The following is a 26,981-nucleotide window of genomic DNA, read 5'->3' on the forward strand; positions in this document are numbered from 1 at the left end:
GCCCTTACAGCACGCCGTTGAACACCTCGGTCGATGACGGGTGCGTCCAGATGCCGTCACGCAGGTCGGCAGCCGTGCCACCGAGGCGCATCACGGCCGCCACGGTGTTGATCAGCTCCTGTGAGTCCACGCAGTGCAGCGTCGCGCCGAGGATCTCATCAGTCTTCGTGTCGACCACGAATTTGGCCATGCCGGCGGGGTTCCCAAGGATCTTCGGGCGCGGCATGACGGCGATCTTGGCGATATCCGCCTTGGCGACCCGCATCTCGCGGTCCTCCTTGGCGGCCTCGTCCTCGGATATGCCCACGGACGCCAGCGGCGGGTTCAGGAACGCGCACCACGGCACGGCCACGCGGTCGTCACGCGTGCGCTTGCCTTCGCCGAGCAGGTCATCGAGGACGATCCGGTGGTCGTCGAAGGAGATGTAGGTGAACTGCGGCCCGCCGTTGATGTCGCCGACGGCGTACACGCCCGGCACGTTGGTGCGCAGGTGGTCGTCCGTCTTGATGAATNGAGCGCAGCCGCGGCCGTCGCGTTGGCCACGCGGTCGGCCCCAACTTCCGCGGGATTCGGCGCGTCAACCTGCGTGACCGACGCCGTATCGGCCCCCACCTGCACGAAGGGGACACCCAGCTCATCGGCCACCCGCTGCCAGGCGCGCAGGAGCTCGGGCACCACGCCGGCGAACGCGATGGCGCCCACCTCGGAGATCTCGCGCCCGTACATCCCGAAATACCCGAGCAGGCGCATATGGATCTCATCCTTGGTGAACGAGCGGTCGGTCGGCATGCGCCATGATCGCACCAGCTCATCGCCGTCAAACAGCCCCATGGCAGTCTGCGTGTTGCCCATGTCGATCGCCAGCAGCATGTGATCCTCCCCGATGCCCGTCAACGCTCGATTTTTCCACACCGTAACAGCGGTCATTGTATACTGGATGCCCATTAAGAGAGGGACGAACCCAAGCGTTATGGGGTGCGTATGAACAAGAAAGCGAAGCGCCGGCTCGTCGTGGTCGGCGGCATCGTCGTGATCGCCATGCTCGTGATCGTCGCCATCGTCGGATCGGGGGGCGCGGCCTCGTCGCTCGGCATCTCGGACGTTCTCGGCGGCGGCTATGAGGGCAAGAAGGTGCAGGTCAGCGGCTCGGTTGTGGCGGATTCGCTCGAGGCGCACGGCAGCACGGCAGTGTTCTCCATCGCTCCCGAGGACGGTTCGGGCACAGAGCAGCTCACGGTCAGCTACAAGGGCGCGCTTCCGGCCACCTTCGGTACTGGCGTGGTGGCCATCTGCACCGGCACCGTGGAGGACGGCACGCTCGCGGCAACCGAGATGGTCACCAAGTGCCCGTCGAAGTACGAGAGCGCCGAGGGCTCCCTCACGGTCAAGGGCCTGCTCGACCAGGCCTCGTCGCTCACCGGCAAGGATACCAAGGTCTGCGGCTACGTGCGCGGGACGATCAACGACGCCAGCGCTGGCTACCGTTTCACGATCGAGTCGCAGGGATCCGAGATCAACGTGGTCTACGACGGCGGCCTAGACGAGAACGTGCAGGACGGCACCGCCCTGGTGATCGAGGGGAAGCTCGGCGAGGACGGGCTCTTCCACGCGGCGTCGCAGCCCTCGATCAACTCGAGCATCAAGGCGTAGGAGCCTTGGTGCGGCGGGTGCCCTGGCCGGGCGTCCANGCTGGCCGGCGTGCGGCCCACGGCCACGAGCACCGCGTCGCTCACGATCTTGTGCTCGCCGGCGGCAACCACCAGCTCGTCGCCATCGGCGGAGATGCTCTCGACGCCCGCGCCGAGCATGAAGCGCACGCCCTGGCCCTCCATGGTGGCCTTGACCTCGCTCGCTACGTCCTCGTCCACGCGCGGCATGAGACGGGCACCGGGGTCGACGACGGTGACCTCGGAGCCGAACCCGTTCATCATCGTGGCAAACTCAAGGCCGATGAAGCTGCCGCCTATGATGGCCAGGCGCTTCGGGAACGGGTCAGCGTGCTGGATGGTCGTGGAGTTGTACACGTGCGGGAGGTCGATACCGGGGATCGGGGGGTGCGCCGGGAAGGTGCCCGTGTTGATGATGATGGTCTCAGCCTCGATCGAGAGCTCGGGATCGGCTCCCTCAGCGGCCCCGGGGGCGAACACGGCGACGGTGTGCGGACCGGTGAACTGGGCGCGACCGTCGAAGAGGGCGACCTTTCCTTCGAGCATGCCGTGGTTCGCGGCGCGGAGCTTGGCGATGAAGGCGTCGCGCTTCTCCACCGACTCCGCGAAGTAGGCCGCGGGATCGTCGCTGTCGCGGCGGCGCTCGGAGCTCACGATCAGCGTCTTCGTGGGAATGCACGCGACGTTGATACACGTGCCGCCGTACATCGTGGACGACTTCTCAACCAGGGCGACCGATTTACCGGCGCCCGCGAGCTTGCCGGCGAGGGTCTTGCCTGCCTTGCCCCAGCCGATAACCAGGACATCGAACCGCAACTGCTCCATGGCTCCTCCTTTGAAGGGGATGCGCGGGAAAACCGCCCAACCTTCATACCCCGCCTCGGGCCTCCGATGTGCCGCGAACGAATTCCGCTGGTGCCGCGGCGGCGCGACTGGCCAGGAGGGCGTGCGCTCATAGAGGAGGCCGCTTGATGCGAGAGGGCGGAAACGGTGTGCCTGCGCGAGCGCGTCTGCCCCGTCTGGCCCCTTGCCGAGGCCGTTGAGCGTGCGCGGGCGATGCTCCGTGGGGCGCACCGCAAGGGGTCCGCCCGCACGCCACGCTACAATGAGAGCACGCTTAGAACGCCACCGTCCCGCTATAGAAAGGCCCCGCCATGTCGCAGCGAACCACCATTGGCAACGGATCCCTCACCGCAACCATCGATGCCGCGGGCGCCCAGCTCGTGAGCCTTGCGCTCAACGGCGCCGAGTACCTCTGGCAGCAGGACCCCACCTGGTGGGACCGCTCGGCCCCCGTTCTCTTCCCGCTGGTGGGCGCCCCGGGCGTGGTGCCCCAGCAGTCGGCGGCGGGGGAGTGCCGCATCCCCAAGCACGGCTTCGCCCGTGATTTCGACCACCGGGTCATCGAGGTGTCTCCAGACGGGGACGCCGTCACCTACGAGCTCACGGATACACCTGCCACGCGGGCCCTCTATCCCTACGCATTCAACCTACGCATGACCTACGCGATCACGGGCCCCGCCACGCTCACGCAGACCTTTCGCGTGGAGAACACGGGCACCGAGCCCATGCCCTTCTCAGTGGGCGGGCACCCGGCGTTCAACGTGCCCATGCCCGGAGCCGGTACTGAGGCTTTCGAGGATTACGAGCTGCGCTTCACCGAGCCTTGGACCGCCACGTCACCCAAGATTGTCGAGGGCGGGCTCATGTCCTACGACGACCCTTTCGCGATCATCAACGACACGGACACCCTGCCGCTCACCCGCAGCTGCTTCGACTTCGACACCATCGTTCTGCGCGATGTGCCCGAGAGCACGGTTACGCTGCGCGGCCGCACGAGCGGGCACGGCGTGCGCGTCGATTTCCCCGGGTTCGACTTCATCGGCATCTGGTCGGCCCAGCCCGATGCGCCTTTCGTCGCCCTCGAGCCCTGGACCGGTCATGCTGCCCGCAACACCGACGATGACATCCTCGAGCACCGCGACAACGTCACGATCCTCGTCCCGGGCGCGGTGGACGAGCGCTCGTTCTCGGTCACGGTGTTCTAGGGCAGGTGAGGCTGAGGCTCTCGGAGGCGGAAATTGCCTGGGTTACCGACGGCATAACATCTCCAACAGGTTAAATCGCGCGCCCGAAAGCAAAAATGGCACTTTATCTTGTTGCAGCGAGTATGATAGGTCACCACGCCATCGAGGCGTGACCCGCGTGGCCTTTACACGCGGTTTCGCATAAGAAGAAGGGAGGCAGCATGGACCACCAGAGCTTTTCCATGAGTCGCCGCATATTCGTGGGCGCAGGACTCACTGCGCTTGCGGGTGTCCTCACCGGATGCCAACGCCCCTCAACGCTCCCCATCGTCGATCCGGGGACCGGCGGGGCGCGCGCCGACGTGTCAGACGAGGTACTCTCGAAGAAGCAGATCCGCATCGGCATGGAGGCGGCCTACGCCCCCTACAACTGGCAGGTTTCCGAGGCGAGTGAGTACACGATCCCCATCGACAACGTCGCCGGGGCCTATGCCGACGGCTACGATGTCCAGATCGCGAAGATCGTCTGCGATGCGTTCGGCGCGGAGCCCGTTGCCGTCAAGCAGAGCTTCTCGGGCCTCATCGATTCCCTCAACAACGGCCAGATCGATCTCATCATCGCGGGCATGTCGGCCACCGACGAGCGCCGGCAGTCCGTCGACTTCTCCGATGCCTACTTCGTCGGGTGCTTCGGCCTGTTCGTGCGTGAGGGATCAAAGTACCAGAACGCCACGAAGCTCTCCGACTTCGCCGGCGCCACGGTCCTCGGGCAGAAGGACACCATGCTCGATACGGTGATCGACGAGATCCCCGGCGTCATCCACAAGAACCCGGTGGACTCCATCCCGGTCGTCTTCAGCAACCTGCTCCAGGGCACCTGCGATGCGGTCACCTACAACACCGAGAACGAGGCCGGCTACATGGCTCAGAACCCGGGACTTGTGCCCATCAAGTTCGCCGAGGGCGAGGGCTTCAAGGAGGAGGTCACCTGCAACGTCGGCATCCGCAAGGGTTCGGCCAAGCTGCTCAAGATCGTGAACGACGCGCTCGCCGATGTCAGCGAGGATGAGCGCATGCAGATCTGGGACGCTTGCCTCGAGCGTCAGCCGTCCTAAGGGAGTGTGACCATGAACGCATTTTCGCGGCTCCGCGCATTTGAGCGGGCCGATCACCGCTACGTCTACCTCGGCACGAGCGCCATAGCCGCGGTGGGCCTCCTCGTCTCGCAGCAAAATCCCACGCAGCTCTCCGTGCTCGCGCGCACCGGCCTGTTCCAAGACGTGCTCTGGGCCGTGCTCTGGGCGTGGATCGCCCTCTCGGCGGCTGCGCTCGTGACAAAGCTCATGCACTGGCGCGATTACACGACGGCCTCGCCTTTCGCGGCGACCCCCGGCACGCCCGCGGCCGCTTGGCTGCGCCGCGGTTCGCTCGCCGTCTCGTGCATCGCCCTCGTCTTCATCCTCGACCGCGTGGTCCTGGGCACCATCGCGCTCGCGCAGGTGAGCATCGCGTCGGACGCCAACCCCACCGACTTCCTCTCGAGCCTCATCTACATGACCTCCCGGAGCGGCGATCTCTTCCTGCACGGCATCGGGATCACCATCGCGCTGGCGACCTTCGGCACGATCATCGCCTTCTTCCTGGCGCTTGCCATGGTCTTCCTGCGCATCCAGCAGTTCGACCTCATCGACAACGACGCCGTGCGCTTCCTCAAGTCCATCGGTCGAGGGTTCTCCAAGGTGTACAGCACCGTGGTCCGCGGCACGCCGATGATGGTCCAGGGCGCGCTGATCTTCTACGCGGGCTTCGGGGTGCTCCGCGCTTTCGGCCTCGACATCACCCAGGCGAACCAGATCTGGAGCGCCTTCACTGCGGGCCTTGTCACGATCTCGCTCAACTCGACGGCCTACATGATGGAGGTCCTGCGCGGCGGCATCGAGTCCATTGACCCCGGACAGGCCGAGGCCGCTCGCTCGCTCGGCCTCTCGCAGTGGCAGGCCATGCGCAAGGTCGTGTTCCCGCAGGGTGTGAAGAACGCCATCCCAGCGCTCACGAACGAGCTCATCATCAATATCAAGGACTCCTCGGTGCTCTCCATCATCGGCGTCTTCGACTTGATGTACGCCACCACCACGGTATCCGGCATGTACTACCGCCAGATGGAGGTCTACTGCGTGGCCATGGTGGTCTACCTGGTGCTCACGCTGGTGGCCGGGCGTCTGCTCGAGGCTTTCGGGCGCAAGCTCGGTGCCGAGCCCGCCGGCGAGCTCCCGAGTTCGAACTAAGGAGGCCACGATGGCTGATTCAAGAACCGCGGCCGCCGCGTCGGCCGGTGCTACCCCGCTCATCCGCGTCGAGGGCCTGCACAAGAGCTTCGGCGACCTCGAGGTGCTGAAGGGCATCGATCTCACGGTGCTGCCGGGCGAGGTCGTCACGATGATCGGCGCCTCGGGTTCGGGCAAGTCGACCCTGCTGCGCTGCCTGAACCTGCTCGAGCGGCCCGATCGCGGCCAGGTGTGGTTCCGCGACCAGGACCTCACGGCCGACCGCTGCGACGTGAACGCCCTGCGCGAGCACATCGGCATGGTGTTCCAGGGCTTCAACCTCTTCAACAACATGGACGTGCTCGATAACTGCACGCTCGCGCCGGTGACGCTCAAGAAGATGTCGAAGGCCGAGGCCGAGCAGGTGGCGCTCGGGCATCTGTCGAGCGTGGGGCTCGAGGAGTTCGCGCACGCGAACGTATCCCGGCTCTCCGGCGGCCAGAAGCAGCGCGTGGCCATCGCGCGGGCGCTCTGCATGAATCCCGAGATCATGCTCTTCGACGAGCCCACGTCAGCGCTCGACCCCGAGATCGTGGGCGAGGTTCTCGAGGTCATGCGCGGTCTCGCAGACGACGGCATGACGATGGTCGTGGTCACGCATGAGATGGACTTCGCACGGACGGTGAGCGACCGCGTGGTCTTCATGGATCAGGGCGTGATCTGCGAGGAGGGCGATCCGGAGAAGATCTTCGGCGCGCCTGAGCACGAGCGCACGCGCGAGTTCCTGGCTCGCTACCTGGAGGACTAGCATGGGCGCGGCGGACGGATCGGAGGCGTGCGCAGCGGCTTCAGGCGCAGCCGTAGAGGGGGGTGCGCACGGCGCCGAGATCGGGGTCCCTGGCGCAGCTGCATCCGCAGGCGCCTCCAGTGCGGATGCGTTGCGGAACTGCAGCGTTGCGGAGTCACCGAGTCCGCTGCCGCGGGGCGACGCGCCCACCCTGATCCCCGGCACTGCCGTCACGCGCTTCTTCGCGCATGAGGATGACTACCCAGATCTCCCTGCGGCAGCCGCCTGCGAGCGCTTGGGCCGGGTGCTCTCGTTCCCCACGGTGAGCAGCATGGACCCCGAAGCCGTTGACTGGACGCCGTTCGACGCGCTTCGGGCGTACATGCGCGAGGCCTGGTCCCGCGTCTTCACGGCGGGGGAGGTCTCCCTCATCGGCCACTCCCTGCTCATCTATATTCCCGGCTCCGACTCCAGCCTTGACCCGCTCATGCTCATGGGTCACATGGACGTGGTGCCCGTGGTCCCCGGCACCGAGGGCGATTGGACCCATGACGCCTTCTCAGGGCATGTGGATGCCGACTTCATCTGGGGTCGCGGCGCCATTGATATGAAAGATCAGGTCGCCGGCATCCTCGAAGCGGTCGAGTACGCGCTTGCCCACGGATGGGAGCTGCGCCGCGGCGTTGTGCTCGCGTTTGGCGAGGACGAGGAGGCGGCCCAGCACGGCGCCCGAGCCCTCGCGGCCGAGCTCGAGCGGCGGGGCATCCATCCGGCATTCCTCGTGGACGAGGGTGATTACCGGGTGGTCGACGGCGCCGAGTATGGGGCGCCGGGTCGCTGGCTCATGCACGCCGATCTCGCCGAGAAGGGTTACGCGGACGTGATCCTCACCGTGCGGAGCGCGGGCGGGCACTCCTCGAACCCGTTCGGGGGCTCCTCGCTCGCCGTGCTTGCGCAGGGGATCGCCGCGATCTCCGCGCTCACCTGGCCGGTCCGGTTAACGGAGCTCACCCGGGGCCTGCTGCGCGAGCTCGCGCCCTTTATGACCGAGGGCCCGCTGGCGGCCCTCGGGATCGAGTGCCCTGAGGATGTCGACGCCCACGCCGACGAACTGGCCCACGCTTGCCTCGATGCGCGCGAGCTCTACCCGCTGGTGACCACCACCTGCGCACCCACGATGATCGAGGGCGGATCCAAGGGCGCCAACGTGCTTCCACAGGACATGTGGGCGAATATCAACTTCCGGATGCTCGAGGGAACCACGGTGGAAGATGTGCTCACACGCTGCCGCGAGGCGGTGGCGGGGCTTCCCATCGAGGTGTCGCTCGGACCGGGAAGCTCGGAGGCAACGCCGTCGCCGGTGCCCGGCGGGCCGGGGCTCACGGCTCTGCGGGAGGTCGCCGCGCGCTACTTCGCGTCGGATGGCGCGCCGGTGAGCGTGCTGCCCTCAACTGTTGTGGGCGCCACCGATGCGGCGAACTACGCACGTATCTGCCCCGAGTGCCTGCGGTTCTCTGCCTTCGTGGTGGACGACGACGAGTGCGTCCGCGGCGTTCACGGCACCGATGAGCGCATCAGCCGCCGTGCCTACCTGCAAGGTGTGCGCTTCATGATCAAGTTAATCGAGAGCGTGGCGGTGCGGGCCTAAGCCGGATGCATTTGGTACGACGGTCCCAGTGCCCAAGCTGGCCAAAGCTGTTATCGAAGGCGGGCCCGGACGCCCGCCTCGTCTGCATGCGGCCCGGCTTGCTCAGAATCGGTATCAGAAGGGAGGTTAGGCAACAGCTTGGACAACAGGAAAATAGACAAATGATCTTTTATTCATTTAACTAAGTTTTATTTAGTATATTTCCGATAAAAATAATCTATGCTTTCTCTTGCTCAGGCTGGCTAGTAGAAAATGCCAGATCTGTATCACTGAGGGCCTGAAATCAGTCAGAGCGGCAGGCCCCGGCTCCCCAAATAGGCTGACAGAGTGTTAGATGCACATATTAATATATTCAATTACGTCAAGACTCTTGGAGCATGGGCGATATTTTTGAGAATCATGCCATGTATAGACTCAGATCTGACATTTTCTACTAGCACCTCGCCAGGCAGGCCGAAATTCACGTGCGAGAGCGAGGAGCCCGCTGAGCATGAGAAGCCATCAATGTGCAGAACCTTTGGCGTTCCGCAGCACTGTCGTTATATAGCCTACGCTGCCCCCAACCGGGTATACTGGAACGTCAACCATATCGCAAAGGAGAACAGGATGTCCGCGACGCTCGATAAGCTCTAGCTACGTGAAGGCGCACCGCGCTGCCCTCACGCCTACCTATCGAACGAAAGGAACCCTCCCATGCGAGATAAGCTCGAGAAACTCATCGCCGCCTACGCCGATCTGGAGAAGAAGCTCTCCGACCCGGCTGTCGTAGCCGATCAAAAGGAATACATGCGCCTCGCCAAGGAGCATGCGCACCAGGCCGATCTGGTGGCGCGCGCCCGTGAGTACATCCAGGCCCTCGATGACATCGAGGCCGCCAAGGAGATGCTCCACGAGACCTCTGACGCCGACGAGAAGGAGATGCTCCAGATGGACATCTCCGAGAACGAGGACAAGCTCCCTCGCCTTGAGGACGACATCAAGTTCATGCTGATTCCGGGCGACCCCAACGACGAGAAGAACACCATCGTCGAGATCCGGTCCGCAGCCGGCGGCGACGAGGCCGCTATCTTCGCCGGCGACCTCTTTAAGATGTACCAGCGCTTTTGTGAGAGCCGCAAGTGGAAGCTTGAGGTCTTGGACTCCAGCCCCAGCGAGGCGGGCGGCTTCAAGAGCATCGAGTTCAAGGTCACGGGAGACAAGGTCTACTCCGTGATGAAGTACGAGAGCGGCGTGCACCGCGTGCAGCGCGTCCCGAAGACCGAGAGCCAGGGGCGCATCCAGACCTCCACGGCCACGGTTGCCGTGCTGCCCGAGGCAGAGGACATCGACATCCACATCGAGCAGTCCGACCTGCGCATCGACACCTACTGCGCTTCCGGCCCCGGCGGCCAGTGCGTGAACACCACGTATTCGGCCGTGCGCATCACGCACCTGCCCACCAACACCGTCGTGCAGTCGCAGGAGCAGCGCAGCCAGATTCAGAACCGCGAGGTCTGCATGCAGATGCTCCGCGCGCGCCTGTACGAGATGGAGCTCGAGCGCCAGCAGGCCGAGCTTGGTGCCGAGCGTCAGAGCCAGATCGGGCACGGCAACCGCTCTGAGAAGATCCGCACGTACAACCAGCCGCAGGACCGCGTGACCGATCACCGCATCGGGTTCAACAGCACCTACAACAACGTGCTGCTGGGTGAGCAGCTGCCCACGGTGATCGATGCCCTCGCCGCCGCGGATCGCGCCGAGAAGCTGGCCGCTGCGGTCGACTAAGGCCCCGGCGGTGGCAAAAAAGTTGTGTCCGCACCCCGTGGTACCATGCCAACGACAGCGAATCCGGGGTTGTCCGTCAGATCCCGCATGACAGCAAGGAGTCATCCATGGCCGTGAACATGAACCAGATGATGCAGCAGGCCCGCAAGATGCAGGAGCAGATGGCCAAGGTCGAGGAGGAGCTCAAGACCACCACGGTCGACGCCTCCGCCGGCGGCGGCATGGTGAAGGTCACCGTGAACGGCGCGATGATGCTCGAGTCCATCACCATCGATCCTGAGGCGCTTGACCCTGAGGACGTCGAGATGCTCCAGGACATGATCGTCGCTGCGGTCAATGAAGCTCAGCGCGGGGTCAGCGAGATCGCCAGCCGCCGGATGGGCGCCGTCACCGGTGGGCTGAACATCCCCGGGATGCCGTTCTAGGATCGGGACCGCACGAGCATGTCCGCCAACCGCAGCCTGCAGATCCTCCTCGATGAGCTGGGCCGCCTTCCCGGTATCGGCCCCAAATCGGCCCAGCGCATCGCGTATCACCTGCTTGAGGCCGACGCCGAGGAGGCCCGCCGCCTCTCCGATGCTATCCGCATGGTCAAAGAGCAGGTGCATTTCTGCAGCCGTTGCTTTAACTACGCCACCGCCGATGAGTGCTCCATCTGCATGGACCCCTCGCGCGATGCCGAGCGCATCTGCGTGGTGGGGGAGCCGCGCGACGTGACGGCCATTGAGCGCACGGGGAGCTATCACGGGCTCTACCATGTGCTCGGCGGCGTTATCTCGCCCATGGACAAGATCGGGCCCGAGCAGCTGCACGTTCGCGAGCTCTTGCAGCGCCTGGGTACCGAGGACGTGCACGAGGTGATCCTCGCCACCAACCCCAATATCGAGGGGGAGGCCACGGCGAGCTATCTGGCGCGCACGATAAAGCCGCTTGGCGTCGAGGTGAGTCGCCTGGCGAGCGGACTGCCGGTGGGCGGAGACCTCGAGTACGCCGACGAGCTCACGCTGGGTCGCGCGATCGAGGCACGGCGAGCGGTGTAGCGTTTTCCTGGCCCTGGCCCTGGCCCTGGCCCTGGCCCTGGCCCTGGCCCTGGCCCTGGGTGTTGCTCGGATGGCGGGGCAGGGTCGGCCTGCTTTGCCACGTGTCACGACTGACCGGGCTGCCGGGATCTCTGAACCGGATGTATAGGGAGCCCTTTGGATGAATGATTTCTGAACCGGAATCTCACGATGACCCCTGGATGCACGGTTTTTGAGCTGAATTTGCAGGATGGGGGTGCGGACAAAAAGTTGGACCCACGCGGTCCGGACTTGGAGGCCCGCAACGGCCATCTCGCAGCCTCAACACCACCGTATTCGATGGAGGCCTTCCCCGCCTCAGACACCCAGGGAGGCACCAACTCCAGCCTCACCGGCCGGTCTGCATGCCGCCATCCATCAAGACGTGCTAAGGTCACTGCCCAAGGAGGTTTCCATGGCGGATTGGCTCATCACAAAGATCCTGGGCGCAGACGCTGCCGATTCCGCGCCCGCCCGCACTCGGGTGGGTCAGGCCGCGAGCCTCATCAGCATCTTCCTGAATATCGCGCTCTGCCTTGGCAAGGGAGCCATCGGTCTCGCGGCGGGATCGGTCTCCATCGTGGCGGACGCACTCAACAACCTGTCCGACGCTTCAAGCAACATCGTGAGTCTCATCGGCTTCAAGCTTGCGAGCCGCCCGGCAGACCGGGGACACCCCTATGGGCACGGCCGCTATGAGTACCTCGCGGGGATGGTTGTCGCGGTGCTCGTCGCCGCCGTGGGGATCGAGCTCATCCGCAGCTCGATCGACAAGATCCTGAGCCCCGAATCGGTTTCGGTGAGCCCCGTTCTCGTCATCGTGCTCCTGCTTTCCATCGCGACGAAGCTTTGGATGGCCGCTTTCAACCGGGCCGCCGGCCGTCGCATCGACTCCGAGACCCTCGCTGCCACGGCGACGGACTCGCGCAACGACGTCATAGCGACCACGGCGGTGCTCGTCTGCGCCGGCATCTCCGCGGCAACTGACCTCGACCTCGATGGGTGGGCCGGTGTCGCGGTGGGCGCATTCATCTTGGTGAGCGGCATCGGTCTCGTGCGCGACACCGTGGACCTCCTGCTCGGCAAGGCCCCCTCGCCGGAGATGGTGGACCATATCCGCGAGAAGATCCTGTCCTACCCCGGGGTGCTCGGCACGCACGACCTCATGATCCACGATTACGGTCCCGGTCGGCAGTTCGCCTCGGCGCATGTCGAGATGGCGGCCGAGACCGACCCCCTCGAGAGCCACGATCTGCTCGACAACATCGAGCAGGATTTCCTCGCCGAGGAGAACCTGATCATGACGCTCCACTACGACCCCATCGTCACGAACGACCCCGGCCTGAGCGATCTGCGCAACTGGGTCGCGGATCAAGCGGCCGAGATCGATCCCGATCTCACCGTGCACGACGTCCGGCGCGTTATGGGGCCCACGCACACCAACATCATCTTCGACTGCGTGCGACCCGTGGGGCTCGCCATGGAGGCCGATGAGCTGCGCCGAGCCCTCACCGAGCGCGTGCGCCGGCGTTACCCGGACGCCATCTGCAAAATCACGATCGACGAGTCGTACGTGAGCTCGGAGCAGTAGCGGTGGGGGCGCCGGCGACGGTGCGCTGTTGGCGGGATGCCGCCGTGTGCTCCCACGCCCCCGAGCCCACACGTTTCAGATGCGTTTAGGCCCCGCACGTCCGTATGCGCTTGGGCTCCGCCGGCGGCTCCGGCCTCGCGCTCATCTGCTCCAACCGCCGCCCGCAGCGCTTGGGTGCCGTGCGCACCCACGCCCCCATGCGCCCACGCGCTGACAGTTCAAAACCCCGCCTTTCGCGCGGCTTTGAACCAGAATCTTGAACTGTCAGCATCGGTGTCACTGCGCGAGAGTTCAAGATTCGCCCTTTGAAGCGTTTGAAAGCCTCAATTTCGACCTCTCAGCACCTACCTGCAAGAGCGGGTAGGTCGAACGTGCCCCTGCACGGTTCCGGCACATTTCCACCACCCGGCCACCACCCGCACGGCCGTCCCCGCGTCCTTTTCGCCCGGTACGCGATCGGCTCAGTCGCACACCCCCGCTTGTGCGTATTTCCACACCGTCCCACGCGAGGGCGCGTTACAATATTTCAGATGGATACTTACATCCAAAAGGCGTCCTCGCCGGGGCGCCGTGCACGTACACCCAACTTGAGAGGAGAGGGGTATGGCGCGTAAGTTCAAGTCCATGGACGGAAACGAGGCCGCAGCATACGTATCGTATGCCTACACCGAGGTGGCGGGGATCTACCCCATCACACCGTCCAGCCCGATGGCTGACCACGTTGACCTGTGGTCCGCTCAAGGGGTGAAGAACATCTTCGGCACGCCGGTGAACGTGGTGGAGATGCAGTCCGAGGCCGGCGCAGCCGGTACGGTGCACGGCTCGCTGGGTGCCGGCGCCCTCACCACCACCTACACGGCCTCCCAGGGCCTGCTGCTCATGCTCCCGAACATGTATAAGATCGCCGGCGAGGGACTGCCCTCCGTGTTCCACGTGAGCGCGCGCACCGTCGCCACCCATGCGCTCAACATCTTCGGCGATCACTCCGACGTCATGGCGGCCCGTCAGACCGGCTTCGCCATGCTCGCCGAGGGCAACGTCCAGGAGGTCATGGACCTCTCGCCGGTGGCCCACCTCGCCTCCATCGAGGGCTCCCTGCCGTTCATCAACTTCTTCGACGGCTTCCGCACCTCGCATGAGATCCAGAAGGTCGCCACCTGGGATTACGAGGACCTCAAGGAGATGTGCAACATGGAGGCCGTCCAGGCCTTCCGCGACCACTCCCTGAACCCCGAGCGCCCCTCCGCGCGCGGCTCGCACGAGGACGGCGACGTCTTCTTCCAGCACCGCGAGGCCTGCAACCCCGCCTATGACCGCCTCCCGGCTATCGTCGAGAAGTACATGGGCAAGGTCAACGAGAAGCTCGGCACCGATTACGGCCTGTTCAACTACTACGGCGCCGCTGACGCCGACCGTGTCGTCATCTGCATGGGCTCCTTCTGCGACACCCTCGAGGAGGTCATCGACTACCTGAACGCGCACGGCGAGAAGGTCGGCCTCGTGAAGGTCCGCCTGTTCCGCCCGTTCTCGATCGACCGCTTCGTCGAGGCGCTCCCCGAGACCGTCAAGAAGATCGCCGTCATGGACCGCACCAAGGAGCCGGGCTCCATCGGCGAGCCGCTCTACCAGGACGTCGTCACCGCCCTCTATGAGGCCGGCAAGACGGGCATCACCGTCGTGGGCGGCCGTTACGGCCTGGGTTCCAAGGACACCACGCCCGCTTCCGCTTTCGCCATCTACGAGGAGCTCAAGAAGGACGCCCCGCGCCGCGAGTTCACCGTGGGCATCGTGGACGACGTCACCAACCTCTCCCTGCCCGAGGATCCGGCCGCGCCGAACACCTCGACGCCCGGCACCATCGAGTGCAAGTTCTGGGGTCTCGGCGGCGACGGCACCGTCGGCGCCAACAAGAACTCGATCAAGATCATCGGCGACAACACCGACAAGTACGTCCAGGCCTACTTCCAGTATGACTCGAAGAAGACTGGCGGCATCACGATCAGCCACCTGCGCTTCGGCGACAGCCCGATCCACTCCTCCTACTACGTGACCAAGGCCGACTTCGTCGCGTGCCACAACCCCAGCTACATCGTCAAGGGCTTCAAGATGGTCCGCGACGTCAAGCCGGGCGGCACCTTCCTGGTCAACTGCCAGTGGACGCCCGAGGAGTTCTCGCAGCACCTGTCCGCTGAGGCCAAGCGCTACATCGCCGAGAACAACGTCAACGTCTACCTCATCGACGCCATCGACCTCGCTGAACAGGTCGGCATGGGCAAGCGCACCAACACGGTGCTGCAGTCCGCGTTCTTCGCCCTCTCCGGCGTGCTGCCCCTCGACGAGGCGCTCCAGCACATGAAGGACGCCGCCACCAAGTCCTACTCCAAGAAGGGCCAGGCCATCGTCGAGGCGAACCACAAGGCCATCGAGGCCGGCGCCACGGCGTTCAAGAAGTTCGAGGTGCCCGCGAGCTGGATCGACGGCAAAGACGTCGAGACCGAGTGGGACAAGGTCGAGGACGAGGCCACGGAGCTCGACGACGACGCCCGTTCCGCCATCGCCAAGCAGGTCCGCGAGATCATGGAGCCGATCTCCCGCATGGAGGGCGACAGCCTGCCCGTGTCCGCGTTCGTCGGCCATGAGGACGGCCAGTTCGCCGTCGGCGCCTCCCAGTACGAGAAGCGCGGCGTCGCCGTGTGGGTGCCGCATTGGGACGAGACCAAGTGCATCCAGTGCAACCAGTGCGCCTACGTCTGCCCCCACGCGTCCATCCGCCCCTTCGCCCTCACCGACGAGGAGCTCGCGGCCGCGCCCGAGAACATGCGCTCGATCGAGATGCGCAACCCCAAGGGCAAGGGCCTGCACTTCGCCATCTCCGTCAGCCCGCTCGACTGCATGGGCTGCACGAACTGCGCGAAGGTCTGCCCGAAGGACGCCCTCACGATGACCCCCACCGAGGAGGAGCTCGACCAGCAGCCGGTCTTCGACTACAACGTCGCCAAGGTGACCGAGAAGGAGCAGCTCATCAACTCCACGCTGGTGGGCACTCAGTTCAAGAAGCCGCTGCTTGAGTTCTCCGGCTCCTGCGCCGGCTGCGCCGAGACCGCGTACGCGCGCCTCGTGACCCAGGTCGCCGGCGACCGCATGTTCATCTCCAACGCCACCGGCTGCTCCTCCATCTGGGGCAACCCGGCTGCCCGCTGCCCGTTCACCACGGATGCGAACGGCCACGGTCCGGCTTGGAACAACTCGCTGTTCGAGGACAACGCCGAGCATGGTCTGGGCCTCGCCCTCGGCCATGAGGCGGTCAAGAACAAGCTCGTGGTCGCTGCCCGCGCCCTCGCTGAGTCCGATGAGTCTTCGGACGAGCTGAAGGCGGCCGCCGAGGAGTGGATCGGCGCCAAGGACGACGCCGACGGCAGCAAGATTGCCGCGGCCAAGCTGATCACCGCCTGCGAGTCCTCCGATGCCCCCGAGGCCAAGGAGATCCTCGCCGACCAGGCCTACCTGACCAAGAAGTCCTTCTGGATCTTCGGCGGCGACGGCTGGGCCTACGACATCGGCTTCGGCGGCCTGGACCACGTCCTCGCCTCCGGCCATGACGTCAACGTCTTCGTGTTCGACACCGAGGTGTACTCCAACACCGGTGGTCAGGCCTCCAAGGCGTCCAACCTGGGTCAGGTCGCCCAGTTCGCCGCCTCCGGCAAGGCCACCAAGAAGAAGAGCCTCGCCGAGATCGCGATGAGCTACGGCTACGTGTACGTGGCGCAGGTCGCCATGGGCGCCAACCCAATCCAGACGCTCAAGGCCATCAACGAGGCCGAGGCCTATCCCGGACCGTCCATCATCATCGGCTACAGCCCCTGCGAGATGCACTCCATCAAGAAGGGCGGCATGCAGAACTGCCAGGCGGAGATGAAGAAGGCCGTCGAGTGCGGGTACTGGAACCTCTTCCGCTTCAACCCGGACGCGCCCGCGGGCAAGCGCTTCGCGCTTGACTCCAAGGAGCCGGCCGGCGGGTATCAGGACTTCCTGATGAACGAGGCGCGCTACGCGAGCCTGACCCGTTCGTTCCCGGAGCGTGCCGAGGAGCTGTTCGCCGAGAGCGAGCAGGCTGCTATGGAGCGGTACCAGCACCTGGTGCGGCTGAAGGCGCTCTATAACGAGGCGTAAACTCGGGTTCGCTTCCCATCGGAAGGCCCGGGAGGTCCTCCGGCGGATGTGTTCGGCGCTGCGCGCCTCAGAACATCCGCCTGGAGGCCTCCCGGGCCTTCCTGTGCTTACCCGGTTGGTACGGGGGAAGGGGGGCGTGGTTGGGGCTCGGCTTCGTCCCGGCGCTCGCCGCTGCGCGGCTTGCGGGACTTGGTTGAGTGCGGGGTCGTTGCCTTGTCGGGTCCCTGTCGCTCGCCGCTGCGCGGCTTGCGTTTTCTGGTCGAGGTCGTGGGTCGCGACCTTTCCTGGTCCCCTCTCGCTCGCCGTTGCGCGGCTTGCGGGACTTGGTTGGAGTTGTGGTCCGTGGCCCCTCCTTGTCTCGGCGCTTGCTGCTGCGCGCCGGAACCTGCCGTCTCGCAGCGTTGGTTCACATGGGCCCCCGGAAGCCTACTTTCGAACGCCCTCTCATGCAAATCGCGTTCGGGGTCGCCTCGGGAAGACGTTTTGCTTCCATCCCGCGCGTGTCGCCGTGCCCCGGCACTCGATGCGTCTGTCCTTCGGCTCGCTGTCTCACAAGGGCTCGAAAACCTATTTCCCACTGCATTTCCTGGCAGAATGCCCTTGGGAGCTCCCCGAGATGACGTTATTCTCTCATCCCGTGCAGGTTGTCCTGGCAACCGCCTTAAGATGACGTTTTGCTCCCATCCCGTGCATGTGGTCGCGCTCTGGAACCTGATGCGCCAGTCCGCCTGTTCACTTTGGCCCGAAAACGTACTTTAGAACGTCTCTCCAGGCAAATTGCCCTTGGGAGCGCCTTGAGATGATGTTTTCCTCCCGGCCCGTGCAGATCGTCCTCGCAGCTGCCTCGGGAAGACGTTTTCTCCCATTAAACGCCTCTAGGCCAAGAGACCCCACAACACACGGCCCACAGCTCATCCCTATGCACCCGCCCGATCTCGCCGCTCCCGTGCATCCGCGCCAGGCACCGCCCCCGCTCCCTGAGTCCACGCGGCGTCAGTAGGCGTGTCGTCCCTGCCCCTGAGCCTGCGTGGTGCCAGCGGGCACACTACGCCTGCCGCATTAAACAACCCTTGCCCCGTTGGATGAGCCATATTTCACAACCGCGGTCCGTGGGATTGGAAAAATAGCTCATAATAAGCTGCTCATTGCGTGGGGGCGCGGGTGTCGGTTGGGGAGGGGCTTTGATGGGCCACGGTTCGCGAAGGCGTACGCTGCGGTTTCATGCGGCGTTGCTTGCTTCGAAGATGACGATGGCCGCCTTGCGGGTGGCTCGGCGTGCCGGTGGGCAGCTGCCAGGGGTGGTCGCTGAGAGCATCTGCCCGGGGTTCTTGGGGCAGCTTGAACAGCCGAAGCAGATGGTCATGGTGACGGGCACCAACGGCAAGACCACGACCACCAACCTCATCGCCGACCTGCTGGTGGCGAATGGGCGCGAGGTGGTCACCAACCGGAAGGGCGGCAACGTCGCCGCGGGCATCGCGAGCACGTTGATCCGCAACGCCACGTTGACGGGGCGTCCCCGGTGCGAGACGGCGGTGCTCGAGCTCGACGAGCGGAGTGCCCGCCTCGTATTTCCGCATATCACCCCCGACGTGCTCACCATCACCAACCTGTATCGCGACACCTTCACGCGCAACGCGCATGTGTGGTACGTGTTCGACATCCTCTCGCAGGCCATTCCCGGCGAGTCGCGGCTCGTGCTCAACGCCGACGACCTCATCAGCGCCCGGCTCGCCCCCGAGAACACCCATCGCTCGTATTACGCGATCGGCCGTCTGCCGGAGGATGGGGCCGAGCGAGAGGGCATCGTGAGCGATCTGCCGGCCTGCCCGGACTGCGGCGGGCATCTCACGTACGAGTACGTCCACCTCGGCCACATCGGGCGGGCGACCTGCGACTGCTGCGGGCGCACCAACCCCGCTCCGCAGTTTGAGCTCGTGGACGTCGACCGGGAGGCCTCGATGATCACGGTTCGCGAGCAGGGGGACGTCCCGTCAGAGCAGCGCTACCGCATTTCCGCCGGCTCCATCACCGACCTCTACAACCTGCTCGCGGCGATCGGCACCGCGCGCCTGCTCGGCCTTGAACCCGCTGAGATCGCCCGGGCGCTCGAGGGAGGCGTCGGCGTCGTGGCCTGCCGGTACAGCGAGGTGGAGGCGCGCGGCAGGCGGCTCGTGCGCATAGCCTCCAAAGGGGAGAACGGCATGGCCTGCTCGCGCGGCTTCGCGAACATCAAGCGCGAGCCCGGGAGCAAGGCGGTGGTCCTCATGCTCGAGGATTACTACCTGGCGAAAGACCCCACATCCACAGAGTTCATCGGCTGGCTCTACGAGACCGACTTCGAGTACCTGAACGACCCGAGCATCAAGCAGGTCGTTATCACGGGCGTCCGCTCGGAGGACATGCTGCTTCGCGTCCTGCTCGCCGGCGTCGATCCGCAGCGGGTCACCTGCGCGAGGGACGGGCTTGAGGCGGCGCGCGTCGTCGACTGGCGCGGGACCGACGCGGTGTTCTACTCCCACGCCATCCACAACGAGCATGTGGCCGAGGAGAGCCGCGAGGCGCTTCGCCGCCTCATCGAGGACGAGGGGGAGGTGGCGTAGATGGACCGCATCGTGATCGAGAGCCTGTTCCCGGAGTTCAGCAGTCAGGGCGGCGACAATGGAAACATCATGTACCTGCGCGAGAGCCTGCCGGATGCGGAGATCATCGAGACGCGTTTCACGGACGAGCCGGCCTTCGCCAGCCGCGATGTGTCGATGATCTACCTCGGCTACATGACGGAGGCCGAGCAGGAGCAGGTCGCCGCGAAGCTCATGCCCTATCGTGACCGTCTCCGCACGCTCGCCGACACCGGCTGCGTGGTGCTCTTCACCGGAAACGCGGCGGAGATTCTCGGCCGTGCGATCGTGCGCGATGACGGCCGCACCATCGCGGGGCTCGGGCTTTTCGACTTCACGACACGTTTGAGCTATCGGCATCGGCGGACCGAGGTCTTCCTCGGCGAGCTGGTTGACGGACCGGGGGAGGAGCCCCTGGAGGTCGCAGGCTATCAGATACGGTTCACCGAGGTGGACGGCGACAACAGCGCGGAGCCGCTCTTCCGCACCGTGGTCGGTCGCGGCCTTGGCGCGGAGGGCGGATTCGAGGGTTTCCGTCGCGGGACCCTGTTCGCCACGTGGCTCGCAGGCCCCGTGCTCCCGCTGAACCCGCTTTTCACGGAGTACCTGATCGGCCTGCTCGGGTCGACCGCGCCGGCTGCGTATCGCGCCGTCGCCCTCGACGCGTACCGGAAGCGCCTGGAGGAGTTCCGCGTACCGGGCATCAGGATGCCCATCTGAGCGCCCGCGGCCGCAGCTGTTGTGCCCGCGCCCGGCCCCCATCCCGCTCACCCGTGGCGCACGCGGAGGCGAGCGCCTGGTCGGCGGACCCGTCAACCGCGTTTCGGTCCATCCGCGGCGCGCGGCGGAGAGCCCCTGCGGTTCGCCGGCTCAGGATTTCACGCCCCTTCCAACCCGAACCATCCCGGTAAAACAGCTCGTGAGCGTGTGGGCCGCATGGTTGGCTTCTTACAGTTCTGACACCTTGCGGGGGCAATCCGTCTCTGGCCTGCAGGTTCTCCCCAGGCGCACAAAGCCCCAGTTCATCGGCGGTTGAACAATATGAACCATCCCGTATACTTATCTTGATTTACGGACCTATAAAGGTGGTTTTATAAATATGGGGACATCACCTCGCTTCCTCTTGGGGCTGGCCGCCGCCAAGGCGAGCATCGCGGCCCTGAGGGTCACGCGCCACTCCGGCGGGCAGGTGCCCGGTGTCGTTGCTGAGGCGATCGACCGCACGTTCCTCGCGGATATGCCCAAGCCCGCGCGCATTGCCTTCGTCTCCGGCACCAACGGCAAGACGACCACCTGCAACCTGCTCGCCGACCTGCTGCTGGATAACGGGGTCGACCTGGTGACCAACCGTGCGGGCGGCAACATCGTCACCGGTATCGAGAGCACGCTCATCAAGAACGCGACCATCACCGGGAAGCCGCGGGTGGATTGCGCCGTCATGGAGCTAGATGAGATCTCGTTCCGGACGGTCATGCCCCATGTCGATCCCGAGCTCCTGCTGGTCACGAACTTGTACGGGGACACCTTCACGCGCAGTGCCGATCCCGCCTACGTCTTCGACGTCATGTCCGCGCACATCCCGGCGCGCACGCGCCTCGTGCTCAACGCAGACGACCTGATCAGCTGCCGCCTGGCGCCGCACAATACCAACAAGGTGTTCTTCTCCATCGGGCGCATGCCCTTCGACACGGCGGAGCCCGAGGGCATCGTCTGCGACCTCACCGCGTGCCCAGACTGCGGCGGTCGCCTGGAATACGACTACTGCCATCTGCGCCATCTTGGTCGCGCCCATTGCGCGGTCTGTGGGCTTGAGAGCCCCGCACCCGATTACGAGGTGGTCGAGATCGATCGGCAGGCCCGCACCTTCACCGTGAAGGAGCACCTGCATCCCGGCACCCCGCAGTTCACCTACCCGCTCTCGGTGCACTCGGTCGCCAACATCTACAACGTGCTCGCCGCCGTCGTCACCGCGCGAGAGATGGGTCTCACGGGTGAGCAGATCGTCGCCTCGCTCGCAGGCGGCGTGAGCGTCACGGCAGCACGGTTTCAGGCGCGTGAGGCGGGCGGCAAACGGATCCTCACGATTGCCTCCAAGGGCGAAAACGCCACTGCGGCATCGGTCGCCTTCAACACGATCCGCAAGGAGCCGGGAACCAAGGCCGTGGCCGTCATCATCTCCGATAGCCACATGGCCGAGGTTCCCGAGGACGTCGAGTACACGGGCTGGTACTACCAGGCCGATTTCGAGTACCTCAACGATCCCCAGATCAAGCAGGTTATCGTATACGGAGCCACGAGCGACGACATCATGCTGCGCCTCGCCACAGCGGGGGTGGACCCCGCGATCACCAAGGTCGCGCGCAGCGAGGCCGAGATCGCGGACCTGTTTGACCTCGATGCGGTGGATGGCGCCTACATCGCGCACTGCGTGACGAACGTCGGGATCTCGCACCGCGTGGCGGACAAGCTGGTTGATCGAGCGAGGAGGACCGCGCATGTCTGAGGTCGAGAGCACGCGCGCCGTGATCGAGGTGCTCTTTCCCGAGTACGGCAACCAAGGCGGCGACAACGGGAACGCCCTGCTGCTGCGCCAGAGCCTTCCCGGAGCCACCTTCATCGAGACGCGTTACGGGGACGAGCCCTACTTCGTGCGCAACGAGCCCTCGCTGATCATCATGAGCTCGATGCCCGAGATGCAGCAGGAAAACGCCCTCAAGGTGCTTCTGCCGCGCCGCGACCGCCTGGCCGCGCTCGTAGACGCGGGTGTGCCCATGCTCGTGACCGGCAGCGCCTGTGACCTGCTGTGCCAGCGGATCGTGAGTCCTGGCGGAACCGCCATCGAGGCCCTTGGGATCGTCGACGCCGTGTGCAGGCGCAGCGAGCCGCACCGTTACCTCGACGTGAACCTCGGCACCTTCGACCCGGCCGACGGCACGCCCCCCATCGAGCTCGTGGGCTTCAAGATCCAGTTCACCCAGATCGAGGGGGACAACAGCACCTCGTACTTCAGCAGGAACGAGGTTGGCTTCGGCCTGCGGGAGGGCATGCAGCTCGAGGGTTTCCGCAAGCGGAACCTGCTCGCGACCTGGATGCTCGGCCCGATCCTCCCGCTCAACCCCGATTTCACGGCTTGGCTGCTGCGCCTGGTCACCGGCCGGGACATCCGCCCGGCGCATGAGGCCCTGTCGCGCGCGAGCCACGCGGCGCGGGTGAAGGAGTTCCGCATCAAGGGCGCGGGCATCCACGTGTAGGGAGCGGGTCTGGCCTGACCTGGTCGTGGTACAGGGCCGTTACGGGCACCCCGCGCAATGCGGCCCCCGCGAACAGGCGCCCCTGTGCGGGAACCCTGCGCCGCTCGCTCGCCCGGCCCGCGTGGCCGACCACATGCGCCCCGATCATGTTGTAAGGAGGTGGCGGACCGCATGGCCGCGAAGAAGTTCTCGCTCACCGGGGTGGTGCTGTCCGTCATCTGCGTGGTGCTCACCATCGAGGCTGCGGCACCCGCCGCTGCCATGGGGAACGTCCAGTTCTTCTGGTGGGGCCTCCTCATCATCACGTTCCTGATCCCGTACGGCCTGGTGGTGGCCGAGCTTGGAACCACCTACGACTCGGAGGGCGGTCTCTACGACTGGGTGCGCACGGCCCTGGGAGACACCTGGGCGGCGCGGTGCGCCTGGTGCTATTGGGTGAACTTCCCCCTCTGGATGGCGAGCCTTGCCTGCATCTTTCCCGGCATCATCGGCCTGATCGTCGGCATGCCGGTGCCGTTGCCGCTGGCGCTCGCCATCGAGCTCGCTTTCGTGTGGATCGTCACGCTCCTGTCCTGCTCCCCGCTCTCCGAGGCCGAGTGGATCCTGAACGGCGGCGCCATCGTGAAGGTGGCCATCTCCCTGGTGGTGGGCGGACTCGGCATCTGGTTCGTCTGGACCCACGGGTTTGCCAACGACATGGCCCCCGCCACCTTCCTCCCCGACCTCACCGATCGGATGTCGCTCACCCGCCTCTCAGTCATCCTTTTCAACTTCATGGGCTTCGAGGTCGTGGCCACGTTCGCGGGTTCGATGAAGCGCCCCGCCCGCGACATCCCCCGGGCCATCGTGGCCGGTGGATTGGCGGTTGCTGCGATCTACCTTCTCTGCGGCGTTGGCATCGGGGCTGCCGTTCCGCGCCATCGGCTCTCGATGGACTCCGGCATCATGGATGCGGTCGGGGCCATCCTCGGCCCGGGGCATCCGGTCGCAGTCGCGGTCGGCGCGGCCTTCCTCCTCACGTTGTTCGCGAACATGGCGGGCTGGTCCTTCGGGGTCAACTCGGTGGCCTGCCGTGCGGCGGGTCACGGCAACATGCCGCGTGCCTTCGCGGTGCGCTCGCGGCGGACCGGCATGCCCAACGGCTCCGCGCTGTTAAACGGCTCCGTCGCCAGCGCGGTGCTGCTTCTGCAGATCCCGCTGGGCCCGGGTTCCCGTGCGTTCTGGGCTCTGTTCTCGGCCAATATCGTCTTTCTCCTGCTGAGCTACATCCCGATGTTCCCGGCGTTCTGGCGTCTGCGTCGCCATGACGCGCGGCTCCGCGTGTTCCGCGTCCCCGGCGGCGACAGGCTCCTCATGGCGATCCTGGCCGTTCCGGCTGCCGAGATTGTGCTCTCGGTCATCGCGACGACGGTGCCCCTGGGATCTGCCCCGGGGGAGCTTGCCAAGGTTCCGGTGCTCGTGGGGGTTGCGGCCCTGCTCGTCATCGGCGAGGCGGTGCGGATTGCCTCAAAGCACGGCCGCTCCGTTGATCATCCCGGTATCGCGCGGCGCCCGCGCGCAGAGGGCTGACCGGGCCCTACGCGCCGATGTGGTCGAGGAGCCCCTGCATCGCCCTTGCGCGGCAGCCGGCCACGGCCTTCCAGACGCTGATCGGCAGACAGTCCCTGTGTTGCCCCCGCACGGAGGGCTGACCGCCCCCGTCCTGTCGGCCACGTGTCGGTGACGTTCGGGTCGGGTTCTCCCATAGTTGCATAATAAGCACAATACGCCGAATGGGAAAAATCGTATCGACCTGTTTTACCACTTTGGTGCATCAAAGCGAAACTGCGCTGTTTGCCAGTCGCTTTAGTGAATCTACATAGTTTTTGCCCGTTGCCGGCTCAGTGCTACCGTTCGGCGGAACGTTGGCCTGGAGTGTATAGAAATCTCTCTAGGGAGAATATACAATCAACTCGACTTGCGCGGCGCCGCCCGCAAGCGAACCAGGTTATGACGGGGATCCAATCAGTCAGAAAGGGGACTCCTATGTCCAAGCCCATCGGCAAGCCCGACCGCATCGTCGTCGCCCTCGGCGGTAACGCCCTCGGCGACACCCCGGCCGAGCAGATCGAGAAGGTCGGCGACGCCGCCCACGCGCTCCTCGGCCTCATCGAGCAGGGCAACGAGATCATCATCACCCACGGCAACGGCCCGCAGGTCGGCATGATCCAGAACGCGTTCGCCGCCGCCCACGACGCCATCGGCACCCCGTCCATGGACCTGCCCGAGTGCGGAGCCATGAGCCAGGGCTACATTGGCTACCACCTGCAGCAGGGAATCGGCCGCGAGATGCACCGCCGCTACAAGCGCTGGCACGCCGCCACGGTCGTCACCCAGATCGAGTGCGATCCGGACGATCCGGCGTTCGCCAACCCCACCAAGCCCATCGGCCCGTTCTACACCGAGGAGCAGGCCAAGCAGATCATGGCTGAGAACCCCGAGATGACCTTCGTCGAGGACTCCGGTCGCGGCTGGCGTCGTGTGGTCGCCTCCCCGCAGCCCAAGAAGATCGTCGAGGCCGACTCCATCCTGAACCTGCTCGACAACGAGTTCATCGTCATCGCCTGCGGCGGCGGCGGCATCCCCGTGGTGCGCGACTACAACGACAAGGGCTGCTACAAGGGCGTGGCCGCCGTCATCGACAAGGACATGGGCGGCGAGCTTCTCGCTGAGGACTGCGGCGCCGACGTGCTCTTCCTCCTCACGGCCGTCGAGCATGTCGCCATCAACTTCGGCAAGCCCAACCAGCAGGAGCTCGAGGAGCTCACGGCTGACGAGGCCGAGAAGCTTGCTGACGAGGGCCAGTTCGGCAAGGGTTCCATGGAGCCCAAGGTCCGCGCCGCCATCAAGTTCGCACGCTCCCGCAAGGGCCGCACCTGCATCATCGGCGCCCTGGATAAGGCCGCCGAGACCATGGCCGGCCTCTCTGGCACGCGCATCGTCGGCTAAACCGAGACCGTAAACGCGCTCTCTCCTCTCAAGGCGCCCTGTCCCTTCCGGTGGCAGGGCGCTTTTTCTATGAGCGGAGACCCATGGCCTACCTCCTGTGCCTGTCGTTTCGTTCCATCGGCCAGGATCTGCCGGAAACATACCTGCGACTGCAATCCCACGACTACGGATCCGCGTCATTGACTCATATGGGCCTGAAAACATACTTGCGGATTCGGTCTTATGCAGATTGCCTCTGCAACTGCTTTGAGATGACGTTTTGCTCCCAGCCTGCGCATGCAGGCGCACTTTGGCGCTTGGAGCGTCTGCCAGATAAATGTCCCGAGGCGCACCCCGCCCCGGGGCGTCTCACCGTCCGGATACAGCATTTGGGTTGCAGGGGCGTGAGCCGACGCCAACGCCCCGTGCGCAGCCTCGTCCCGTAGGCGATGATCAATCACAATGGCCTTGGCGTAAAAAACCGCCGTGCTGGCCAAAAATGCCGCGAAACAGTGTTTGGTAACGCCGCGTGGCGTCCGCCGCCTCGGCATTGCACAAGTATAAATATTCAACTCGGTTGCGTGGACGTGTCTGCAGAACGAAATCCCTTGTGGTTGGGCTATGCAAGGGGAGCCAATTACTTTTTCGCGGCATTTTTGGCCAGAGGTGGCAAATGTTAGCCGTGCAGCACCCCTTATATGGGTCGGGTGAGTTCGGCGATGCAACCGGAGCGGACCATCGAGGTCACGAGATTGGCCCGAGCCAATGCGGCGGGCCGTCGGCATGCGCATGCAGCGGTGCCGAGGCCATATCGAGATGGCCTCGGCACGAAAAATCACCGTGCTGGCCAAAAAGCGCATTGAGGATGTACTTTGAGGACATGTGAGACTGCCGTATATGGCAAATTGAACACTTATACCTATGCAGTTTGGTCGTGTGACGATATACAAGGTGCCTAAATGGCCTAGAGCGGCCCAAGCGCTGCAGGTGAAATACAGCCTCAACCAGATTTTTGGCCACGAAGACAAAAAAGCGCCGATTCAGCCGGCCGTAAATCATTTGATCAACCGGGCCAGCAAAGGGAGCAGACAAGAAAAAGCGCGGCCAAACACCGTTTGGTCGCGCTTCGCAAGGTGGACGTGGGCCCTCATGTGTCATATCGGATC

19 protein-coding genes and 1 pseudogene are annotated in these 26,981 nt (G+C 65.0%); 17 read left to right on the plus strand and 3 right to left on the minus strand.

Annotated elements, in window-relative coordinates; all coding sequences use genetic code 11:
* Nucleotides 1–4 precede the first annotated feature (4 nt).
* Both CAP13_RS06810 and CAP13_RS06815 read right to left on the minus strand, forming a co-directional pair.
* Nucleotides 5–346 carry a hypothetical protein gene (locus CAP13_RS06810; RefSeq protein WP_218775323.1) on the minus strand — a complete coding sequence of 114 codons (342 nt, stop codon included), beginning with the start codon at nt 344–346 and terminating at the stop codon, nt 5–7.
* The gene (locus CAP13_RS06815) at nt 325–945 is read right to left on the minus strand and encodes a type III pantothenate kinase (RefSeq protein ID WP_425429842.1); all 621 of its coding nucleotides are present in this window, start codon (nt 943–945) and stop codon (nt 325–327) included. The genes CAP13_RS06810 and CAP13_RS06815 overlap by 22 nt, the downstream gene beginning before the upstream one ends.
* 36 nt (nt 946–981) lie before the next feature.
* Between CAP13_RS06815 and CAP13_RS06820 the strand changes: the two genes are divergently transcribed.
* Nucleotides 982–1,650 carry a cytochrome c maturation protein CcmE domain-containing protein gene (locus CAP13_RS06820; protein ID WP_085830867.1) on the plus strand — a complete coding sequence of 223 codons (669 nt, stop codon included), beginning with the start codon at nt 982–984 and terminating at the stop codon, nt 1,648–1,650.
* A 47-nt stretch (nt 1,651–1,697) separates the two neighbouring features.
* On the opposite strand, the pseudogene CAP13_RS10305 reads toward CAP13_RS06820, so the two are convergent.
* Nucleotides 1,698–2,492: pseudogene (locus CAP13_RS10305) on the minus strand (FAD-dependent oxidoreductase); the annotation flags it as partial.
* Between the two features lie 329 nt (nt 2,493–2,821).
* On the opposite strand from CAP13_RS10305, the gene CAP13_RS06830 reads away from it, so the two are divergent.
* The 16 genes from CAP13_RS06830 to arcC all read left to right on the plus strand — a co-directional run bounded on the left by CAP13_RS06830 (nt 2,822) and on the right by arcC (nt 25,836).
* Nucleotides 2,822–3,715, plus strand: coding sequence for an aldose 1-epimerase family protein (locus tag CAP13_RS06830; RefSeq protein ID WP_085830869.1), 894 nt, complete (start codon nt 2,822–2,824; stop codon nt 3,713–3,715).
* Nucleotides 3,716–3,915: 200 nt separating this feature from the next.
* Nucleotides 3,916–4,809: a transporter substrate-binding domain-containing protein gene (locus CAP13_RS06835; RefSeq protein WP_085830870.1), complete on the plus strand. Its 894-nt coding sequence runs from the start codon at nt 3,916–3,918 to the stop codon at nt 4,807–4,809.
* 12 nt (nt 4,810–4,821) lie between these two features.
* Nucleotides 4,822–5,979 (plus strand): amino acid ABC transporter permease, encoded by a 1,158-nt coding sequence (locus CAP13_RS06840; RefSeq protein WP_085830871.1) that lies wholly within the window; start codon nt 4,822–4,824, stop codon nt 5,977–5,979.
* A gap of 10 nt (nt 5,980–5,989) precedes the next feature.
* Entirely contained in the window at nt 5,990–6,766 is a 777-nt protein-coding gene (locus CAP13_RS06845; RefSeq protein WP_085830872.1) for an amino acid ABC transporter ATP-binding protein, read from the plus strand.
* A gap of 1 nt (nt 6,767) precedes the next feature.
* The gene (locus tag CAP13_RS06850; protein ID WP_085830873.1) at nt 6,768–8,393 is read left to right on the plus strand and encodes a M20/M25/M40 family metallo-hydrolase; all 1,626 of its coding nucleotides are present in this window, start codon (nt 6,768–6,770) and stop codon (nt 8,391–8,393) included.
* 693 nt (nt 8,394–9,086) lie between these two features.
* Nucleotides 9,087–10,157, plus strand: coding sequence for a peptide chain release factor 1 (gene prfA, locus CAP13_RS06855; protein WP_085830874.1), 1,071 nt, complete (start codon nt 9,087–9,089; stop codon nt 10,155–10,157).
* 107 nt (nt 10,158–10,264) lie between these two features.
* Nucleotides 10,265–10,582, plus strand: a complete 318-nt coding sequence (locus CAP13_RS06860) for a YbaB/EbfC family nucleoid-associated protein (protein WP_085830875.1) — start codon at nt 10,265–10,267, stop codon at nt 10,580–10,582.
* Between the two features lie 18 nt (nt 10,583–10,600).
* Nucleotides 10,601–11,197, plus strand: a complete 597-nt coding sequence (gene recR, locus CAP13_RS06865) for a recombination mediator RecR (protein ID WP_085830876.1) — start codon at nt 10,601–10,603, stop codon at nt 11,195–11,197.
* Between the two features lie 433 nt (nt 11,198–11,630).
* Nucleotides 11,631–12,806 (plus strand): cation diffusion facilitator family transporter, encoded by a 1,176-nt coding sequence (locus CAP13_RS06870; RefSeq protein ID WP_085830877.1) that lies wholly within the window; start codon nt 11,631–11,633, stop codon nt 12,804–12,806.
* A gap of 603 nt (nt 12,807–13,409) precedes the next feature.
* Nucleotides 13,410–16,976, plus strand: a complete 3,567-nt coding sequence (nifJ, locus tag CAP13_RS06875) for a pyruvate:ferredoxin (flavodoxin) oxidoreductase (protein ID WP_085830878.1) — start codon at nt 13,410–13,412, stop codon at nt 16,974–16,976.
* A gap of 1,250 nt (nt 16,977–18,226) precedes the next feature.
* Nucleotides 18,227–19,579 (plus strand): DUF1727 domain-containing protein, encoded by a 1,353-nt coding sequence (locus CAP13_RS06880; RefSeq protein WP_245798942.1) that lies wholly within the window; start codon nt 18,227–18,229, stop codon nt 19,577–19,579.
* On the plus strand, nt 19,580–20,317 hold the full coding sequence (locus tag CAP13_RS06885; protein ID WP_085830880.1) for a hypothetical protein: 738 nt from the start codon (nt 19,580–19,582) through the stop codon (nt 20,315–20,317).
* A gap of 379 nt (nt 20,318–20,696) precedes the next feature.
* Nucleotides 20,697–22,100, plus strand: a complete 1,404-nt coding sequence (locus tag CAP13_RS06890; RefSeq protein WP_085830881.1) for a MurT ligase domain-containing protein — start codon at nt 20,697–20,699, stop codon at nt 22,098–22,100.
* On the plus strand, nt 22,093–22,848 hold the full coding sequence (locus CAP13_RS06895; RefSeq protein WP_085830882.1) for a glutamine amidotransferase: 756 nt from the start codon (nt 22,093–22,095) through the stop codon (nt 22,846–22,848). The genes CAP13_RS06890 and CAP13_RS06895 overlap by 8 nt, the downstream gene beginning before the upstream one ends.
* A 171-nt stretch (nt 22,849–23,019) precedes the next feature.
* Nucleotides 23,020–24,417, plus strand: coding sequence for an APC family permease (locus tag CAP13_RS06900; RefSeq protein ID WP_097677692.1), 1,398 nt, complete (start codon nt 23,020–23,022; stop codon nt 24,415–24,417).
* Nucleotides 24,418–24,873: 456 nt separating this feature from the next.
* A complete protein-coding gene (gene arcC, locus CAP13_RS06905) occupies nt 24,874–25,836 on the plus strand; it encodes a carbamate kinase (RefSeq protein ID WP_085830884.1) in 963 nt (320 codons plus the stop codon).
* The last annotated feature ends 1,145 nt before the right edge of the window (nt 25,837–26,981 follow it).

The organism is Collinsella vaginalis, from assembly GCF_900176655.1.
Lineage (GTDB): Bacteria > Actinomycetota > Coriobacteriia > Coriobacteriales > Coriobacteriaceae > Collinsella > Collinsella vaginalis.

What these genes read in the sequence shown, in the direction of transcription:
- CAP13_RS06820 (WP_085830867.1), top strand. Translation starts at nt 982, where the DNA reads ATGAACAAGAAAGCGAAGCGCCGGCTCGTCGTGGTCGGCGGCATCGTC.
- CAP13_RS06830 (WP_085830869.1), top strand. Translation starts at nt 2,822, where the DNA reads ATGTCGCAGCGAACCACCATTGGCAACGGATCCCTCACCGCAACCATC.
- CAP13_RS06835 (WP_085830870.1), top strand. Translation starts at nt 3,916, where the DNA reads ATGGACCACCAGAGCTTTTCCATGAGTCGCCGCATATTCGTGGGCGCA.
- CAP13_RS06840 (WP_085830871.1), top strand. Translation starts at nt 4,822, where the DNA reads ATGAACGCATTTTCGCGGCTCCGCGCATTTGAGCGGGCCGATCACCGC.
- CAP13_RS06845 (WP_085830872.1), top strand. Translation starts at nt 5,990, where the DNA reads ATGGCTGATTCAAGAACCGCGGCCGCCGCGTCGGCCGGTGCTACCCCG.
- CAP13_RS06850 (WP_085830873.1), top strand. Translation starts at nt 6,768, where the DNA reads ATGGGCGCGGCGGACGGATCGGAGGCGTGCGCAGCGGCTTCAGGCGCA.
- prfA (WP_085830874.1), top strand. Translation starts at nt 9,087, where the DNA reads ATGCGAGATAAGCTCGAGAAACTCATCGCCGCCTACGCCGATCTGGAG.
- CAP13_RS06860 (WP_085830875.1), top strand. Translation starts at nt 10,265, where the DNA reads ATGGCCGTGAACATGAACCAGATGATGCAGCAGGCCCGCAAGATGCAG.
- recR (WP_085830876.1), top strand. Translation starts at nt 10,601, where the DNA reads ATGTCCGCCAACCGCAGCCTGCAGATCCTCCTCGATGAGCTGGGCCGC.
- CAP13_RS06870 (WP_085830877.1), top strand. Translation starts at nt 11,631, where the DNA reads ATGGCGGATTGGCTCATCACAAAGATCCTGGGCGCAGACGCTGCCGAT.
- nifJ (WP_085830878.1), top strand. Translation starts at nt 13,410, where the DNA reads ATGGCGCGTAAGTTCAAGTCCATGGACGGAAACGAGGCCGCAGCATAC.
- CAP13_RS06880 (WP_245798942.1), top strand. Translation starts at nt 18,227, where the DNA reads ATGGCCGCCTTGCGGGTGGCTCGGCGTGCCGGTGGGCAGCTGCCAGGG.
- CAP13_RS06885 (WP_085830880.1), top strand. Translation starts at nt 19,580, where the DNA reads ATGGACCGCATCGTGATCGAGAGCCTGTTCCCGGAGTTCAGCAGTCAG.
- CAP13_RS06890 (WP_085830881.1), top strand. Translation starts at nt 20,697, where the DNA reads ATGGGGACATCACCTCGCTTCCTCTTGGGGCTGGCCGCCGCCAAGGCG.
- CAP13_RS06895 (WP_085830882.1), top strand. Translation starts at nt 22,093, where the DNA reads ATGTCTGAGGTCGAGAGCACGCGCGCCGTGATCGAGGTGCTCTTTCCC.
- CAP13_RS06900 (WP_097677692.1), top strand. Translation starts at nt 23,020, where the DNA reads ATGGCCGCGAAGAAGTTCTCGCTCACCGGGGTGGTGCTGTCCGTCATC.
- arcC (WP_085830884.1), top strand. Translation starts at nt 24,874, where the DNA reads ATGTCCAAGCCCATCGGCAAGCCCGACCGCATCGTCGTCGCCCTCGGC.